Source organism: Pseudomonas sp. p106, assembly GCF_003936645.1.
Taxonomy (GTDB): Bacteria; Pseudomonadota; Gammaproteobacteria; order Pseudomonadales; family Pseudomonadaceae; genus Aquipseudomonas; species Aquipseudomonas putida_E.
The window spans coordinates 183,707-197,850 of record NZ_RHQR01000001.1 but is presented as its reverse complement, the minus strand read 5'-3'; the positions used below and the strand labels follow the sequence as shown (position 1 = coordinate 197,850).

23 protein-coding genes are annotated in these 14,144 nt (G+C 60.8%); 18 read left to right on the top strand and 5 right to left on the bottom strand.

The annotated features are described in order from the left end of the window. The first annotated feature begins 43 nt into the window (after positions 1 to 43). The 4 genes from EGJ09_RS00985 (at position 44) to EGJ09_RS00965 (ending at position 3,006) form a co-directional block, all read left to right on the top strand. Positions 44 to 970, top strand: coding sequence for a recombinase RecT (locus EGJ09_RS00985; RefSeq protein ID WP_125922953.1), 927 nt, complete (start codon positions 44 to 46; stop codon positions 968 to 970). Then, positions 967 to 1,734 carry a lambda exonuclease family protein gene (locus EGJ09_RS00980; RefSeq protein WP_125922952.1) on the top strand — a complete coding sequence of 256 codons (768 nt, stop codon included), beginning with the start codon at positions 967 to 969 and terminating at the stop codon, positions 1,732 to 1,734. The genes EGJ09_RS00985 and EGJ09_RS00980 overlap by 4 nt, the downstream gene beginning before the upstream one ends. Then, entirely contained in the window at positions 1,731 to 2,258 is a 528-nt protein-coding gene (locus EGJ09_RS00975) for a hypothetical protein (RefSeq protein WP_125922951.1), read from the top strand. The genes EGJ09_RS00980 and EGJ09_RS00975 overlap by 4 nt, the downstream gene beginning before the upstream one ends. 238 nt (positions 2,259 to 2,496) lie before the next feature. Continuing rightward, positions 2,497 to 3,006 carry a hypothetical protein gene (locus EGJ09_RS00965; RefSeq protein WP_125922949.1) on the top strand — a complete coding sequence of 170 codons (510 nt, stop codon included), beginning with the start codon at positions 2,497 to 2,499 and terminating at the stop codon, positions 3,004 to 3,006. A 1-nt stretch (position 3,007) separates the two neighbouring features. Here EGJ09_RS00965 and EGJ09_RS00960 read toward each other — a convergent pair whose 3' ends face one another. Then, on the bottom strand, positions 3,008 to 3,799 hold the full coding sequence (locus tag EGJ09_RS00960; RefSeq protein ID WP_125922948.1) for a hypothetical protein: 792 nt from the start codon (positions 3,797 to 3,799) through the stop codon (positions 3,008 to 3,010). Between the two features lie 103 nt (positions 3,800 to 3,902). On the opposite strand from EGJ09_RS00960, the gene EGJ09_RS00955 reads away from it, so the two are divergent. Beyond that, positions 3,903 to 4,499, top strand: a complete 597-nt coding sequence (locus EGJ09_RS00955; RefSeq protein WP_125922947.1) for a hypothetical protein — start codon at positions 3,903 to 3,905, stop codon at positions 4,497 to 4,499. 68 nt (positions 4,500 to 4,567) lie between these two features. Here the strand turns inward: EGJ09_RS00955 and trbK are convergent, their stop codons facing one another. From trbK to EGJ09_RS26405, 3 genes are read right to left on the bottom strand one after another with little or no spacing between them, the layout of a single operon-like run. Further along, positions 4,568 to 4,786: an entry exclusion lipoprotein TrbK gene (gene trbK, locus EGJ09_RS00950; RefSeq protein ID WP_125922946.1), complete on the bottom strand. Its 219-nt coding sequence runs from the start codon at positions 4,784 to 4,786 to the stop codon at positions 4,568 to 4,570. Further along, entirely contained in the window at positions 4,783 to 4,950 is a 168-nt protein-coding gene (locus tag EGJ09_RS26410) for a hypothetical protein (RefSeq protein WP_158621122.1), read from the bottom strand. The genes trbK and EGJ09_RS26410 overlap by 4 nt, the downstream gene beginning before the upstream one ends. Continuing rightward, positions 4,947 to 5,102 carry a hypothetical protein gene (locus tag EGJ09_RS26405; protein WP_158621121.1) on the bottom strand — a complete coding sequence of 52 codons (156 nt, stop codon included), beginning with the start codon at positions 5,100 to 5,102 and terminating at the stop codon, positions 4,947 to 4,949. The genes EGJ09_RS26410 and EGJ09_RS26405 overlap by 4 nt, the downstream gene beginning before the upstream one ends. Before the next feature lie 128 nt (positions 5,103 to 5,230). Here EGJ09_RS26405 and EGJ09_RS00945 point away from each other — a divergent pair, with 128 nt between their 5' ends. The 13 genes from EGJ09_RS00945 to EGJ09_RS00890 all read left to right on the top strand — a co-directional run bounded on the left by EGJ09_RS00945 (position 5,231) and on the right by EGJ09_RS00890 (position 11,830). Continuing rightward, the gene (locus EGJ09_RS00945; protein WP_125922945.1) at positions 5,231 to 5,476 is read left to right on the top strand and encodes a hypothetical protein; all 246 of its coding nucleotides are present in this window, start codon (positions 5,231 to 5,233) and stop codon (positions 5,474 to 5,476) included. Beyond that, positions 5,473 to 6,198: a hypothetical protein gene (locus tag EGJ09_RS00940; protein ID WP_125922944.1), complete on the top strand. Its 726-nt coding sequence runs from the start codon at positions 5,473 to 5,475 to the stop codon at positions 6,196 to 6,198. Before EGJ09_RS00945 ends, EGJ09_RS00940 begins: the two co-directional genes overlap by 4 nt. Before the next feature lie 17 nt (positions 6,199 to 6,215). Next, a complete protein-coding gene (locus EGJ09_RS26680; protein ID WP_256658351.1) occupies positions 6,216 to 7,043 on the top strand; it encodes a hypothetical protein in 828 nt (275 codons plus the stop codon). Positions 7,044 to 7,456: 413 nt separating this feature from the next. Then, positions 7,457 to 7,729, top strand: a complete 273-nt coding sequence (locus EGJ09_RS26615) for a hypothetical protein (protein WP_218567544.1) — start codon at positions 7,457 to 7,459, stop codon at positions 7,727 to 7,729. Continuing rightward, positions 7,726 to 7,977 (top strand): hypothetical protein, encoded by a 252-nt coding sequence (locus tag EGJ09_RS00925; RefSeq protein ID WP_125922942.1) that lies wholly within the window; start codon positions 7,726 to 7,728, stop codon positions 7,975 to 7,977. The genes EGJ09_RS26615 and EGJ09_RS00925 overlap by 4 nt, the downstream gene beginning before the upstream one ends. Further along, positions 7,974 to 8,162, top strand: a complete 189-nt coding sequence (locus EGJ09_RS00920; RefSeq protein ID WP_060545661.1) for a hypothetical protein — start codon at positions 7,974 to 7,976, stop codon at positions 8,160 to 8,162. The genes EGJ09_RS00925 and EGJ09_RS00920 overlap by 4 nt, the downstream gene beginning before the upstream one ends. Next, positions 8,159 to 8,569 carry a phage protein NinX family protein gene (locus tag EGJ09_RS00915; RefSeq protein WP_125922941.1) on the top strand — a complete coding sequence of 137 codons (411 nt, stop codon included), beginning with the start codon at positions 8,159 to 8,161 and terminating at the stop codon, positions 8,567 to 8,569. The genes EGJ09_RS00920 and EGJ09_RS00915 overlap by 4 nt, the downstream gene beginning before the upstream one ends. Next, positions 8,566 to 8,844, top strand: coding sequence for a DUF4031 domain-containing protein (locus EGJ09_RS00910; protein ID WP_125922940.1), 279 nt, complete (start codon positions 8,566 to 8,568; stop codon positions 8,842 to 8,844). Before EGJ09_RS00915 ends, EGJ09_RS00910 begins: the two co-directional genes overlap by 4 nt. A gap of 49 nt (positions 8,845 to 8,893) precedes the next feature. Continuing rightward, on the top strand, positions 8,894 to 9,067 hold the full coding sequence (locus tag EGJ09_RS26400) for a hypothetical protein (protein ID WP_158621120.1): 174 nt from the start codon (positions 8,894 to 8,896) through the stop codon (positions 9,065 to 9,067). Positions 9,068 to 9,134: 67 nt separating this feature from the next. Next, on the top strand, positions 9,135 to 9,512 hold the full coding sequence (locus EGJ09_RS00905; protein ID WP_125922939.1) for a hypothetical protein: 378 nt from the start codon (positions 9,135 to 9,137) through the stop codon (positions 9,510 to 9,512). Between the two features lie 37 nt (positions 9,513 to 9,549). Continuing rightward, positions 9,550 to 10,284: a metallophosphoesterase gene (locus EGJ09_RS00900; RefSeq protein ID WP_125922938.1), complete on the top strand. Its 735-nt coding sequence runs from the start codon at positions 9,550 to 9,552 to the stop codon at positions 10,282 to 10,284. A 14-nt stretch (positions 10,285 to 10,298) separates the two neighbouring features. Beyond that, positions 10,299 to 10,475, top strand: coding sequence for a hypothetical protein (locus EGJ09_RS26495; RefSeq protein WP_177333902.1), 177 nt, complete (start codon positions 10,299 to 10,301; stop codon positions 10,473 to 10,475). Positions 10,476 to 10,645: 170 nt separating this feature from the next. Continuing rightward, positions 10,646 to 11,830, top strand: a complete 1,185-nt coding sequence (locus EGJ09_RS00890; protein WP_125922936.1) for an Arm DNA-binding domain-containing protein — start codon at positions 10,646 to 10,648, stop codon at positions 11,828 to 11,830. On the opposite strand, the gene katG is transcribed toward EGJ09_RS00890, so the two are convergent. Further along, on the bottom strand, positions 11,825 to 14,080 hold the full coding sequence (katG, locus tag EGJ09_RS00885; RefSeq protein ID WP_125922935.1) for a catalase/peroxidase HPI: 2,256 nt from the start codon (positions 14,078 to 14,080) through the stop codon (positions 11,825 to 11,827). The genes EGJ09_RS00890 and katG overlap by 6 nt on opposite strands. Positions 14,081 to 14,144 lie beyond the last annotated feature (64 nt).

Genomic DNA, 14,144 nt, shown 5'->3' with positions numbered 1-14,144 from the left:
CCTGGGTGACCTGGCATTCATCAACTATCAACCGGAGGCGATCATGAGCAACGCCGTTGCCACAATCTCCCAGGACATTTACGGCACCCGCGACTCCTTCGCCTCGGTGCTGACCGACCGCTCGCTGAATTTCGAGCGCGAGGCTGAATTCGCGATCCAAACCATCACCGCCAACGACTACTCCATGAAGCTGGCCGTGCAGAACCGGCAGTCGGTGGTCAATGCAGTGACCAACATCGCTGCCATTGGCATTAGCCTGAACCCGGCCAAGAAGCAGGCTTACCTGGTGCCACGAGACGGCAGGATCTGCCTCGACATCAGCTACATCGGCCTGATGGATCTGGCCATGAACACAGGCGCCATCCGCTGGGCCCAGTCGGAACTCGTCTACACGAGCGACAACTTCGCTCTCAACGGCTTCGACAAGCCACCAACCCACTCCTACAACCCGTTCTCCAAGGATCGCGGCGAGATGATCGGCGTCTATGTGGTGGTCAAGACCGCCGACGGCGACTACCTGACCGAGACCATGAGCGTGGACGAGGTCAATGCGATCCGTGACCGGTCCAGCGCCTGGAAGGCCTGGATCTCAAAGCAGAAGTCCTGCCCATGGGTTACAGACTGGGGCGAGATGGCCAAGAAAACCTGCGTGAAGCGGGCCTACAAGTACTGGCCGAAGACCGAGCGCCTGGAAGAGGCCATCCACTACCTCAACACCGAGGGCAACGAAGGTCTTTCGCCAATCAACGGCAAGCCTCAGGCCGATGCCGATCTTGCGCGGCGCTGGATAGACCAGGCTGTGTCGTGCCAGTCGGTCGACGCGCTGCAGCAGATCTGGCAGGCCGGTCTGGCCGACATCAAGGCCGCCAAGGACATGGCCGCGTACAGCCAGTTCAAGACGCAGGTGGAGAAACGCCGCGCAGAACTGCTTGAGCTCGAACCCGCAACTCTGGAGGGTGAACCGCAATGATCCTGATCGAATGCGAACAAGGCAGCGCCGAGTGGCACCGGGCGCGCGCCGGCTGCATCACCGCAAGCATGTTCGGTGTCGCCCGGTCGCGCACCGGAGGCCTGGACGAGAAGCAGCAGGCCTACGTTACCGCAATGCTGGCCGGCGCAAGCGAAGGCGAGGCCCGTGCTGTGGCCGGCTACAAGACCGCGCCACGCGCCGAATCCATCCAGCTGGCCCTGCAAGGCAAGCCGGTCGGCCAGCCTACCGAAGCTGCGCTGAATTACGCCTTCAACCTCGCCGTTGAGCGGATCGCCGGTGAGGCCCTGGACAATGGCTTCGAGACTTGGCAGATGAAGCGCGGCCACGAGCTTGAGCCTATGGCCCGGATGGAGCACGAGATGCAGACGGGCCTGATCGTTCAGCGGGCCGGCTTCGTGACAACCGATGATGGCGCGTTCGGTGCCAGCGCAGACGGCCTGATCGGCGAGGACGGTGGCAGCGAGTACAAGTGCTTCATTGCTCCTGACAAGCTACGGGCCTTCCACATCGACAACGACGCCAGCGGGATCATGGACCAGGTACAAGGCTGCATGTGGATCACTGGCCGCAAGTTCTGGCATGTCGGCATGTACTGCCCTGCCCTGGAGGCAGTTGGCCGACAGCTATGGTGGGCCGAATTCAAGCGCGACGACGACTACATCGAGCAACTGGAGGCCGACCTCTGGCAGTTCAAGCTTCTGGTGGACGGCTTTGAGGCCAAGCTGAGGAGCAAGGCAGCATGAACCCATCAATAGACCTGGAGGCAGCGAAGGCTGCCTTCTTCGCGTCTGGCGGCCAGCTTGTCGTGCTGGAGGGCTTTACCTACCGGCCACTGCCGGAGCGCAAGCATCCAAAGCCCAAGCAAAAACGGGCCAAGCCAGCTGAGCATAAGGCAGTAAGCCAGCATAAAAGCCGTGCCAGGGCCCGCGCCGAAAAGGTTGCCGAACTCGCCAAGACCATGACCTGTGGCGAGGTAGCGAAACTTCTCGGAGAAACCAAGAGCGCGCTATGGGGTGTGGCGGCACGCGAAGGCTTCAAGTTCGCCAGTCCGCCACGACAGCCCAAGCCGGTGAAAGACCCCGTAGCCCAAGAAAAGGCAGACCGGGATCTCGCAGATCAGATCATTGCTCTGCGCGACTGTGGGATGTCCCGCTGTCGAGCCACGGCAAAGCTAGGCATCGGAAACCGCAAGCTGGAACGGATTCTGGTGGCCTTCGGGATCAACTTTCCGCTGCAAAGGCACGGGGGTTCGGCATGCCAAGAGTGAAGCCTGAAAAAATCCACCCACTCCCCTATTACCAAGGCCGGACCGCTCGTGCTGCCGGTCGCTGCCGGGCGTATCAGCCTCACCCCGAAATGTCGGTCGACAGCGCCTGGTGGCTCGGGGGCTGGCACGACTGCGACATGGAGTTATCGCATGAACCGAAGAATCAGCCGATCGCTGCAACTGCACAGGCGGCGCGAGCAGTTCAACCTACCGCCCAGCGGATTGAAGGAGGTGCCGTATGGCGATGTCACCGCAAGAGCGCGACAAGCGACGGCGCGAGAAAGCCGAGCGCCTGCAGGAAGAAGACCTTCGCTTGAAGGTTCGACCAGGGACTAAACAGGCCCTGCTGGAAATGATGGAGTGGGCCGGCATCGAGGAACAAGGCGAGGCGATGACGCTGATGATTCATCACATCGAAGCGCTCGGGCATCACGCACTGTTCAGGATCGCGCGCCACGAAATCGAGGCTCACCGATCTGTGGCGCGCAGTGAGGTGCTACGTCTGAACGCTCGCCCACGCACCTCCCAGCACCTGGCCGCGATCTGCGGATGGGCAGACCTCAACCCTGGACGAATGATGGAAGCGCTGATACATGGTGTCCACGCACTGGGCGAGAGGCACGGGGCGAAGTTCATCACACCGCCCCGCCATCAGATCAGTATATCGCCACGCATGGCCCTGGCCTTCGACCGGAAGAGCATGCTGATGATTCAGCAGGACCCGGGGGATGAGATACTCAGGCCCTAAATCAAGTCTTTTCTTTGCTGACTCGGTTCATGAGATCCACAAAAACATCGATTGATACGGAAACTATTCCAGATAAGGGGTAATTCGGCTGTCGCCATGGGTCAATCAATGCCAAGGCTATCAGCAGATGGTTAACGATCCCTATTTGCTTGTCTATGAACGCTTTAACGTCCCCAGCAGGTTTCGGAATGCCTGCCGGTGTTGCGTATAGGAGCGTGTTCCTGAAGTTCGCTCGTTGATCTATAAGCCGTCTGATCTCGTGGGTTTTATCAAGCCCTAAAAGCTCCTTCATCTCAGCCTGAAATTCTTCCGCTAGCGTCCGCTCCCCCTGGACCACGAGATGCAAAGGAGGTGTCGGATGAACCGCGGTATTCGAACGGCCGAGTTGGATAGCTACACGTAAACCGATGCGGCCATCAATATCATCAAAAAAAATGCGGTGCTCGCCTAACTGCTCGCCTGCCTGAGCTTTGCGGTTTTGAAACCACTGCATGACCGTACCTACAAACAGAACTACGGCATGCTTATCGTCGTGTCTTCGGAAGTGGAGTTTTTCTGCGCCCTCATAGCCCACATCTTTCAGTGAGTTGATTAATGCAGTGGCAGCCTCTTCTTCCGCGCACACGGCGCGAAACGCCGCCATAGCCGGGTCAATGCTCGAGATCTCTACGGACTTGCGGAGGTGGGAAATTGCGTTAATTGCGGCCCACTTTGTCCGGCCAGAGCAACCCTCCAAAAATCCCTGAAACTGCTTGAGGACTTCGACATCAAGGCTCCGCGCTGCGTTGTCCATGCTTCACAATCCCGACTTAAATTTCAACCAATACCTCATCTCAAACCAAATTGCCACCATGCCGCATCCGGCAACGGAGGGCGGCGCATGCATGGAGAAAGCCATGGACAAGAACACCAAGATCCTCATCGCCGAGATCCCGGGCGAATGGACCGAGCGCACCCGCTCCGGCCACACGAACATCTGGAATGGCAAGGATCATGATCGTCCGCATCGTAACGGCCTGCCCGAGGTGAAGCTTGAGCCGCCAGAGAAGGGTTTGTATGCCGAACGCATCGACGGCGCCTGGTATTGGGTCTCCGGTTGCAATAAGTGCAACGGTGAAGCGGGCAAGTGGAGCTACATCGTCTGCGACGCGCACAACGTATGCAGCTGCTGCGGAACTCACCGCTCCCAGTTGACGGACATCCCATGGGGTACACGAGATGGGTTCAACTGCAAGCCTTGCCAGGAGCGTCTGGACGCTGCTGCCAAAGCAGGGGCCCTGGCCAAGTTTGCTGAAGCGGAGTACGACGACTCAGACTTCGAGTATCAGGACGACTGCAAGTGTCCGCATTGCGCCTCAGTCATTCACATCGAAACCGAGGACTACGGCGACAAAACGATGGCCTGCGACGTGTGCGATGGCCAATTCGAGCTGACCCTCAACTACGAGATCACCTTCAGCACAAAGGTCATCGGCGAGCGCGTTACGGCCTGACCCTCCGGCGCTGCCCGCAAACGAAAACGCCGCCTGATGAGGCGGCGCTGGATGACGAAGAACCGACGTTACCAGGTCTTCGGCTCTGACTTCTTGTACGAACCACCAGTCATGCACTTCTCGACCAGATCTTCGCGAGCCTTGTTGTCTGGAAGCGTTTTCAGGTAATCGGGCTGGCAGTGTTCAGTAGTCGGCTCGTAGGCGGCAGTGTCGGCGGCGTCTTCTTTGCAGCCGGCAAGTCCTGTAGTGACCGCCGCCGTGAGCATAAAGGCAAGCGAGCGCATCATGGCTTGAAACCTTGATCTGGGGTCTTTGGAGGCGGGATGTCCCAGAGCTTGTCGCTAGAATCCTGCTGGGCCTTGGCTTTTTCCTCGGCTTCTGACTCGAAGCATCCGCTGAGCATTACGGAACTGACCAATGCCAGCATGGCGAGTGCAATAGAGCGCTTCATGGCGTGAAGCCCTCGTCCTTGCTCCGGTCTGGCTTGGGGATGTTCCAGAGCTTTTCGCCGGCCGCCGGCTTTTCAGTCTCGGAATCCCAGCAGCCGCTAAGCGACAGCGCAGTGATAGCTACAAGAATTGCTCCAATGATGGTGCGTTTCATGAGGTTCCTTCCTGTGAAATGGCCGGGCGTTATAGCAAAGATCCACACCTCCCGCAAAACGTGGCGCTGTGCCATCAGTCAGCGCCTTCCCCTATTCAACGATCACGCCACACCGGCGAGGACCGCCCATGAACATCTATCGCCACACATTCACCGCGGTCTGCCCGAACGACGCCGAGGTGATCGTCTACAGCCTGGAGATCCGTAGCCCGCAGATGATCCTCGTCGAGCACATCAAGACGGCCACCGCGCTCATCAAGGAAGGCTATCAGGAGCAGATCGCCGACGAGCTAGCCGAGCGCTTCGGCGGCGACCAGGTGATCAAAGCGGTGCACCAGGGCGTCGAGATTGAAACGGTGAGGCTGAGCGGATGATCCACTATCACGGCACGCCCATCGGCGGATCACGGCAAGACGCGGCGCGGTTGCTTGCCGGCAGGCACGCCTTGGTGCCATTCCCCCGCCAGGACGACATTGGCATCGTCGCCGAGGCCTGCCAGACCTTCGTCTTCGACAACGGAGCTTTCACCGTGTGGAAGAAAGGCGGTCAGGTCGACGTGGAAGGCTATACCCGCTGGGTGGATGACTGGCACCGGCACCCTGGCTTCGACTGGGCATTGATCCCAGATGTGATCGACGGAGACGAAGAAGCCAACGACCGCTTGCTCGAGCAATGGCCTGGCCACCTGCCGGGCGTGCCGGTCTGGCACATGCATGAGTCGATAGAGCGGCTGGAGCGCCTGGCAAAGGCCTGGCGAACTGTCGCCCTGGGAAGTTCCGGGCAGTGGCGATCACCCGGTACCGCCGCTTGGTGGAAGCGCATGGGCGCAGCGATGGATGCGATCTGCGACGACCTGGGTCGCCCCATCTGCCGCCTGCACGGCCTGCGAATGCTTGACCCGGCTATCTTCCAAAGCCTGCCCCTGGCATCCGCTGACAGCACGAACGCCGCGGTGAATGGCGGCAGCATCAGCCGATTCGGAATGTACACCCCACCATCGGCCGGCCAGCGCGCCAGCGTGATCGCCGATCGAATCGAATCCCACACCAGTTCCCCTATTTGGCAGCGCGAGAGCCAGGCCGAACTGGCCTTGTGAACGACAGAGGTATCCCCATGCCCACAGAAAACCGATCCAGCAACAACGAGATGGTCAGTGTGCCCGAAGGCTACATGCTGGTAGAGCGCAGCATCTGGACAGAACAGCAGGTCGAGGCCGCCACAGCGTGCATCACTCGCCTGAAAGGCGTGCACGGCATGCGCGACCGCGACTTGGCGATGGCTGCCATAGATGCCGCCCAGTGCAAAGCGCCCGATATCGCCCTGGCCGACCTACTTCCAGCCCCGCAGCCCCACCCCGAGCCAATAGCCTGGATGGTTGGTACTGCCATCTGGTGGACCAAAGAAGAGGCAGAGAGGGATGCGGCAAATACTGGGCTACCGATTGTTGATCTGGGGCCGATGACCGGTGCCGCCGAGGTTGATCGGCTGCGGGTAGAGCTTGGCTACATGCGGGAGGAGCGCGACGACCTTAGCGCCAAGCTCGATCGTTTCTACTCGCGGAGCCATGGCATCAAGAACCTGGCCGCCATCGAGGAGCTGAGCGACAAGCTGGCCGAGCGAGATGCGCTGCTGCGCGACAAGTCTGGCGACCTTATCCGCATGGCGGCTAACCTAATCAGCGCACCGTTATTCGCTCTGCAAGACCTTCAGGACGAAGACAAGAAAATGACCAGAGCACGGGTTGACCATGCCGTTGACGTTGCTGATGCACGATTGAAGGATGCCGCCTACGAGCTACGCCGGATCGCTGTTGCCCTATCCGCCAGCGCAGGACCAAGCTCGCCAACATGGTCGTGCCAAGCATGCCAGGCTGAGCAACCAACTGACCGCGCGTGCGATGCGTGTGGCGGCCAAACCGCGTTGATCGCCGCCGAATCCTGACAGTAGTACATCCGTACTCTTTCCGCTGTTACCCCTCTCCCCTCTATTCACTGCCGCGATATGGCGGCCAAGGAATCATCGTGCCCGAGAAAAGTGGAATCATCCTCAACCGCGCGGCGCTTGCTGTAGTGCTCGAGCGCCAGCGGCAGGTCAGCGACGAAGGCTATTCGCTGTATCGCGATGACGGCTACACCAGCGGCGAACTGGCCAGGGCGGCGAGCGTCTACGCACGGCTGGCAGGTCAGCCTGGCACCATGAGCACCGATTGGCCGTGGGCGCCGGGAACATTCAAGCCAAGCGCTGATCGGCGCCGCGACCTGGTGAAGGCTGGTGCGCTGATACTCGCAGAGATCGAACGCCTCGACCGCCAAGGCCTGATCAGGCCAGCAGTGGTGCGCCGTGACGAATACGGCATGTTTCAGCACCCTGACCTGCCCGACTTCGACGAGGGCGACGTCGAGAAAAGCAGGGATTGGGTCGCCCAGCAGGGGCTTGAGGTAGTCCGAGTCGAACTCGAAACCGACGCACCGGAGGACATCGCAGAACGCTACTTCGAGTCTGGCGACCCCGATTGCAGCTACTGGGATCCAAGCAAGCCAGAGGGTGATGGCTGGTTCTGCCTGGCCATCTACGACACAGACGCCGGGCCATCATGCTGGTGGGGTCGTCGAGTGGTGACGCCATGACCCGCCTCGCCCTCTGCCTCCTGCTGCTGGCCACCGGCGCCAGCGCAACCGAGAACGTCATCGACGTGCAGCGCGACAGCCAGCGCGGCGTCACCTGCTACCTGCTAAATGGCGTCGGCATCAGCTGCATCCCCGACAGCCAGCTGCAGGCCGGCAACAAGCGCCAGCTCTCCCCGCACGAAACACAACCCGAACCTACACCCGCACTGGCGCCTGGGCGCTGGATTGATGAGAGGTATCAGCTGTGAGCAAGACAGTCATTCTGACCGGGAAGGCCGTCGTCAACTTCCGGAAGGTCATTGAGGGTGTACCTGATGATGAAGCCCAGGACTTAGTGGACATGGCCGATCTTCGGGAAAGCCAGATTGTTGAGGATGATCTGCTCGACATCGAGTGGATTCACGACGACGTTGCGATTGAGGTGCACACATGACCGACCTGATCGAAGTGAAGACGGCAGACCTGGTGGGCGAAGCGCTTGGCTGGGCCGTTGGCAAAGCCGAAGGGCTGAACCTTGAACTGGTCCAGCCGCAGTACGGCAACCCCTGGCGGGTGTTCGCACGGTACCAGGGCCAGGCCATCGAGCACACCAAACGCTACAACCCGTGGGAAGACTGGGCGCTGGGCGGGCCACTGATTGAACGCATCGACCCAGAAGAACGCCGAGTTCCCAAAGTGCTTGGCGGCGGCCGCGGCGCAGAGGTTTGGATCGATCTCGGTGACGGCGATGCCCGGGCGGGATTCGGTAGCGGTGAAAACCGTTTGATCGCAGCAACACGCGCCTACGTCGCCGCCAAGCTCGGTGATACCGTTCAGGTGCCGAAGGAGCTATGCGCATGACCGTATACGTCGACGACATGAACGCCGGCTTCGGCCGCATGAAGATGTGCCACATGTTCGCAGACAGCACCGCAGAACTGCTGTCAATGGCCGACAAGATCGGCGTGCAGCGCAAGTGGATTCAGCACGCCGGCACCATCAAGGAGCACTTCGACATCTGCCTGAGCAAGCGCGCCAAGGCTGTAGCCATGGGCGCTGTCGAGATCACCTACCCCGAAGGCACGCAGCAGTTGATGCGCCAGCGCAAGGCGGCAGCAAAGGAGGCCCAGCCATGATCCTGCCCCTGATGTACATGGCCTACCTGATCTACAAAGGGCCGCGACCATGAAAGCACGAATGACCTACTGGAACGGCTCCTGGTGGTGCCGACGTATGGGAGTGACCGGCCAGGGCACCACCATGAAGGAAGCCTGGGACGACATGTGGAGCCTCTATTTCGAGGCTGTCCGCCCTGCTCGCCCGCAGACGTTCCACTCCCCGCGCATCCGCTGCGGCTAAGCCGAAACTTCCCCCATCCCCAACGACTCAAGCCCGCCGACATGCGCGGGCATGGAGAGCTATTGCCATGACGAAACACAAACACACGCCCGGCCCATGGGAAGTCCTGAACGAAACCGAGGTTTTCACCGGTCTCGGCGCTGACAGCGGCGATGGCGTGAAAGCGCTCCCCTCTGACGGCTGGATGATCGCTGACTGCGGCGACTGCGTGACCTTCACCGAGATCGGCCCTGCGGAACTCAGCCGGGACCTGCGCCGGGCCAACGCAAAGCTGATCGCCGCGGCGCCCCTGCTTCTGGCCGACCTGACCGCAGCCGCCGCCCAGTTGCGCAAGTACGAAACCCTGCACAGGGCCAAGGGCACTGCTGACAGCCTGGCCAAAGCCGAGGTCAACGCTGAGTTGGCGTCACGGTTCGAACAGACCATCGCGCAGGCCACGACCTGACCACCAACCTGCCGCCACCGGCGGCGTGGAGACACCAATGCTCGAAAACATCGAGGTGGTGCGCATCAAGCGCTTCGCCGCAAACACGGCTGGCCGCGATTTCGCGGTCGGCGATATCCACGGGCACTTCACCCGGCTGCAGCGTGCCCTGGACACAGCCGGCTTCAACCCGGCAGCTGACCGGCTTTTCAGTGTCGGCGACCTGGTCGACCGTGGGCCGGAAAGCCTGTCCGCCATGGAATGGCTTGATCAGTCTTGGTTTCACGCTATTCGCGGCAATCACGAGGAAATGACCGTATCGGCCTTCCGCGAAGGAAGCACCGACCTGCACTTCTGCAACGGCGGAGCCTGGTTCTACGCGCTATCGCAGGATGAGCGGGCCGATGTTGTTGTGGCGCTTGAAGCCCTCCCCCTGGCCATCGAGGTCGAAACAGCGCGCGGGATTGTCGGAATCGTTCACGCGGACGTGCCATACGGTCGCTGGCCTGATTTCAAGCTGAGCATTGAGACTGGCTCCCCGGCAGAGGTGGACCATGTTCAGGCCGTCGCCCAGTGGTCCCGCAGCCGGATCAATGAGGGCAATACCGAACCAGTATCTGGCATCAGCGCCGTAGTGGTCGGACACACCCCGCTCCGGCAGCCGGCCGTGCTCGGCAATGTTTTCCACATCGACACCGCCGGCTGGATGGATGGCCACTTCACCCTGCTGGAGCTTGGCTCCCTCCAGTGCACGCCACCAATCAAGCCAGGCGTCAGCCACGACTGGGACTGACCAAGGAGGCATCCATGAACCTGATCGATTGCTACGTCACGAAGATCCTCGGCGAGCCGTACCGCATGTTCGGACACTGGTGGGTTGAGGCCGAGTACGAATCGGAAGGCCGCCCAGGCAAAACCCGGCTCATGTTCCGCACCGAGGAAGCCGCCCGTGCGGCGAAGGTCGGGCACCACTTCACGGCCTGAGGAGGCCCTAACATGGTCCGATACAAGACCGTAGAACAGTTCTCTCGCGAATCCGGCTACACACCCGACGCCATAAGGACCAAAATCCGTGACGGCAAATGGCCGAAGCACATGGTCTGGCGCAAAGCGCCGGATGGAAGAATCCTAATTGACGTTGAGGGGTATTACTCATGGGTAGAGATGGGGGAGGCGTCAGGCCCGCGTCTTCAAGTAGTATCGAAATCACATTCCAATACCAGGGCGTCCGGTGCCGGGAACGGGTCCAGCTCAAGCCCACCGCCGCTAACCTGAAAAAGGCCGAGCAGCATAAGGCTGCCATCGAGTACGCCATTTCAAACGGAACGTTCGACTACGCAGCCACATTCCCGCGATCAAAGCGTGCTGCCCAGTTCGCCAGGACCAGCTCGAACCAGAATATCGGCGTCTACCTTGACGAATGGCTGGAGCGGAAGACGCAGAACTTCAAATCGAGCACCACAGCCCTGTACCGGTCGATCATCAGGTCGGTGCTCAAGCCAATGTTCGGGAATCTCTCGCTCGGAGAGCTGAACAAGAAGGTGATCAAAGATCAGTTTTCCGGGTACAAAGTGTCGAACAAGAGGCTGACGACTGTTCAGACCTGCTTTCGGTCAGCTCTCAATGATGCGGTAGAGGACGAAATCATTGAGACGAATCCTCTTTCTGGATGGGCATATAAGAATCGGGAGGAGGTCAAAGAAGAGGACGATGTGGACCCGTTCACCCGGGAAGAGCAAGAAGCTCTGCTCAAGGCATCACGAGGAGAGACATGGGCGCAGCTTCAGTTCGCCTTTTGGACGGGGCTTCGTCCTAGCGAGCTGATTGCGCTGGAATGGGGGGATATCGATTGGATCGCTGGTGAGATCCGAATTGTCCGGGCCAAGACTAGGGCAGCCAAGGTTCCCGAGTCGACCAAAACCGCCTCAAGCCGGAGAACGGTTAAGCTACTTGGCCCTGCAAGGGAGGCACTGCTCAAGCAGAAGGAGCTGACCTTTCTGGCCGGAAAGCACGTATTCCTGAACACAATCACTGGCGAGCCATGGCGGCATGCTGGCTACATCTACCGAGTGATCTGGGTTCCTGCTATGAAAAAAGCAGGCGTACGGTGGAGGCGCCCTTACCAGAGCCGACACACATACGCCTCGATGATGCTCAGCGCTGGCGAAAACCCAATGTGGGTTGCCCAGCAAATGGGCCACAAAGACTGGACCATGATCGCCAAGGTTTATGGTCGCTGGATGCCCTCCGCTGACGTCGGAGCCGGAGGGCGCGCAGAGGCACTTTTTGCGAGTAATGCCAGCGTTATGACAACATCACCCCTAGACCCCGCATTATAAGTCGAAACGATCCAGCTCCATCACCTTCACCCAAGCCGCAACGAAGTCCTTGACGAACTTGTCCTTGCCATCGCTGCTGCCATACACCTCGCTCAGCGCCCGCAACTGCGCGTGCGAGCCGAACACCAGGTCCACACGGGTGCCTGTCCACTTCACCTGCCCGGTCTTGCGGTCGCGGCCTTCGAAGCTTTCGTTGTCGCCCGAGGTGGCCTTCCACTCCACACCCATGTCCAGCAGGTTGCGGAAGAAGTCATTGCTCAGGGTGCCAGGCTGGTCGGTGAACACGCCGTCCTTGCTGCCGCCATGGTTGGCACCGAGCACCCGCAGGCCGCCGATCAGCACGGTCAGTTCCGGCGCGGTCAGGGTCAGCAACTGGGCTTTATCCAGCAGCAGTTTCTCGGCCTTGACGCTGTAACGCGCCTTGGTGAAATTGCGGAAACCGTCAGCCAGTGGCTCGAGCACGGCAAACGACTCGACATCGGTCTGTTCCTGGGAGGCGTCGACGCGGCCCGGGCGGAATTGCACGTTGCCAGCGTAGCCGGCATCCTTGGCGGCCTTTTCCACCGCGGCGGTACCGGCCAGCACAATCAGGTCGGCCAGAGAGATGTGCTTGCCACCGTTGTTGAATTCACCCTGGATCTGCTCCAGTGCCGCCAGCACTTTGCCCGTGCCCTGGTTGGCTGGCCAGTCCTTCTGCGGCGCCAGGCGCAGGCGCGCACCGTTGGCGCCACCGCGCTTGTCGGAACCACGGAACGTCGAGGCGGCCGCCCAGGCGGTGGATACCAGCTCACCGACGCTCAATCCCGACGCCAGTATCTTGCTCTTGAGCGCGGCAATGTCCTGCTCACTGGGTAACGCTTGATCGGCCTTGGGCAGCGGGTCTTGCCAGAGCAGTTCCTCGTTGGGCATTTCCGGCCCGAGGTAACGTGCCAGGGGGCCCATGTCGCGGTGGATCAGCTTGTACCAGGCACGGGCGAAGGCGTCTGCCAGCTGGTCGGGGTTGTCCTTGAAGCGCCGGGCGATCGGCTCGTAGATCGGGTCGAAGCGCAGGGCCAGGTCAGAAGTGAGCATGGACGGTGCGTGGCGTTTGCCTGGGTCATGGGCATCCGGCACGGTGCCAGCGCCTTTGCCCTCCTTGGGCTGCCACTGATGGGCACCGGCCGGGCTCTTGGTCAGTTCCCACTCGAAGTTGAACAGGTTGTTCAGGTACTCGTTGCTCCAACGCGTTGGCGTAGAGGTCCAGGTCACTTCCAGGCCGCTGGTGATGGTGTCGCCACCCTTGCCGGTGCCAAATTTGTTGGCCCAGCCCAGGCCTTGCAGTTCAAGGCCGGCGGCCTCCGGTTCGGGGCCGACGTTATCAGCAGGGCCTGCGCCATGGGTTTTGCCGAAGGCATGGCCACCGGCGATCAGGGCCACGGTTTCTTCATCGTTCATGGCCATGCGGCCGAAGGTTTCGCGGATATCCTTGCCCGAAGCCACCGGGTCGGGGTTGCCTTCCGGGCCTTCCGGGTTGACGTAGATCAGGCCCATCTGCACGGCGGCCAGCGGGTTTTCCAGGTTGCGCTCGGCCGACAGGTCGCGGTTCTGTTCTTCACCATGCTTGGCGGGTTCGGCCACCAGGTCCCCCTGCCCGGGCGCCTGGGCCTTGACCTGGTCCTTGCCGTAACGGGTATCGCCGCCCAGCCAGACCTTTTCCGAACCCCAGTACACGTCTTCGTCCGGCTCCCACACATCCGCCCTGCCGCCGGAAAAACCGAAGGTCTTGAACCCCATCGATTCCAGGGCGACGTTGCCGGTGAGCACGATCAGGTCGGCCCAGGAGATCTTGTTGCCGTACTTCTGTTTGATCGGCCACAGCAGGCGCCGGGCCTTGTCCAGGCTGACGTTGTCGGGCCAGCTGTTGAGCGGTGCGAACCGCTGCTGGCCAGAGCCGGCGCCGCCGCGGCCGTCACCGATGCGGTAGGTGCCGGCGCTGTGCCAGGCCATGCGGATGAACAACGGGCCATAGTGGCCGAAGTCGGCCGGCCACCAGTCCTGGGAGTCGGTCATCAAGGCGGTCAGGTCTTGCTTGAGCGCCTGGAAGTCGAGGCTCTTGAACGCCTTGGCGTAGTCGAAGTCCGGGTCCATCGGGTCGGACTTGGCGCCATGTTGGTGGAGAATCCTGAGGTTGAGCTGGTCAGGCCACCAGTCTCGGTTGGTGGTGCCGCCACCTGCGGTTTGATGGAACGGGCATTTCGATTCGTTCGACATCTGCTGTTACCTTTGGGTCGGTTATCCAGATTTCCGGTCTATGCCAGGTGTTCTTTGAGCCGAG

Excerpts from the sequence above, each read along its gene's own strand:
- EGJ09_RS00985 (WP_125922953.1), top strand. The coding sequence starts at position 44 with ATGAGCAACGCCGTTGCCACAATCTCCCAGGACATTTACGGCACCCGC.
- EGJ09_RS00980 (WP_125922952.1), top strand. The coding sequence starts at position 967 with ATGATCCTGATCGAATGCGAACAAGGCAGCGCCGAGTGGCACCGGGCG.
- EGJ09_RS00975 (WP_125922951.1), top strand. The coding sequence starts at position 1,731 with ATGAACCCATCAATAGACCTGGAGGCAGCGAAGGCTGCCTTCTTCGCG.
- EGJ09_RS00965 (WP_125922949.1), top strand. The coding sequence starts at position 2,497 with ATGGCGATGTCACCGCAAGAGCGCGACAAGCGACGGCGCGAGAAAGCC.
- EGJ09_RS00960 (WP_125922948.1), bottom strand. The coding sequence starts at position 3,799 with ATGGACAACGCAGCGCGGAGCCTTGATGTCGAAGTCCTCAAGCAGTTT.
- EGJ09_RS00955 (WP_125922947.1), top strand. The coding sequence starts at position 3,903 with ATGGACAAGAACACCAAGATCCTCATCGCCGAGATCCCGGGCGAATGG.
- trbK (WP_125922946.1), bottom strand. The coding sequence starts at position 4,786 with ATGATGCGCTCGCTTGCCTTTATGCTCACGGCGGCGGTCACTACAGGA.
- EGJ09_RS26410 (WP_158621122.1), bottom strand. The coding sequence starts at position 4,950 with ATGAAGCGCTCTATTGCACTCGCCATGCTGGCATTGGTCAGTTCCGTA.
- EGJ09_RS26405 (WP_158621121.1), bottom strand. The coding sequence starts at position 5,102 with ATGAAACGCACCATCATTGGAGCAATTCTTGTAGCTATCACTGCGCTG.
- EGJ09_RS00945 (WP_125922945.1), top strand. The coding sequence starts at position 5,231 with ATGAACATCTATCGCCACACATTCACCGCGGTCTGCCCGAACGACGCC.
- EGJ09_RS00940 (WP_125922944.1), top strand. The coding sequence starts at position 5,473 with ATGATCCACTATCACGGCACGCCCATCGGCGGATCACGGCAAGACGCG.
- EGJ09_RS26680 (WP_256658351.1), top strand. The coding sequence starts at position 6,216 with ATGCCCACAGAAAACCGATCCAGCAACAACGAGATGGTCAGTGTGCCC.
- EGJ09_RS26615 (WP_218567544.1), top strand. The coding sequence starts at position 7,457 with ATGTTTCAGCACCCTGACCTGCCCGACTTCGACGAGGGCGACGTCGAG.
- EGJ09_RS00925 (WP_125922942.1), top strand. The coding sequence starts at position 7,726 with ATGACCCGCCTCGCCCTCTGCCTCCTGCTGCTGGCCACCGGCGCCAGC.
- EGJ09_RS00915 (WP_125922941.1), top strand. The coding sequence starts at position 8,159 with ATGACCGACCTGATCGAAGTGAAGACGGCAGACCTGGTGGGCGAAGCG.
- EGJ09_RS00910 (WP_125922940.1), top strand. The coding sequence starts at position 8,566 with ATGACCGTATACGTCGACGACATGAACGCCGGCTTCGGCCGCATGAAG.
- EGJ09_RS26400 (WP_158621120.1), top strand. The coding sequence starts at position 8,894 with ATGAAAGCACGAATGACCTACTGGAACGGCTCCTGGTGGTGCCGACGT.
- EGJ09_RS00905 (WP_125922939.1), top strand. The coding sequence starts at position 9,135 with ATGACGAAACACAAACACACGCCCGGCCCATGGGAAGTCCTGAACGAA.
- EGJ09_RS00900 (WP_125922938.1), top strand. The coding sequence starts at position 9,550 with ATGCTCGAAAACATCGAGGTGGTGCGCATCAAGCGCTTCGCCGCAAAC.
- EGJ09_RS26495 (WP_177333902.1), top strand. The coding sequence starts at position 10,299 with ATGAACCTGATCGATTGCTACGTCACGAAGATCCTCGGCGAGCCGTAC.
- EGJ09_RS00890 (WP_125922936.1), top strand. The coding sequence starts at position 10,646 with ATGGGTAGAGATGGGGGAGGCGTCAGGCCCGCGTCTTCAAGTAGTATC.
- katG (WP_125922935.1), bottom strand. The coding sequence starts at position 14,080 with ATGTCGAACGAATCGAAATGCCCGTTCCATCAAACCGCAGGTGGCGGC.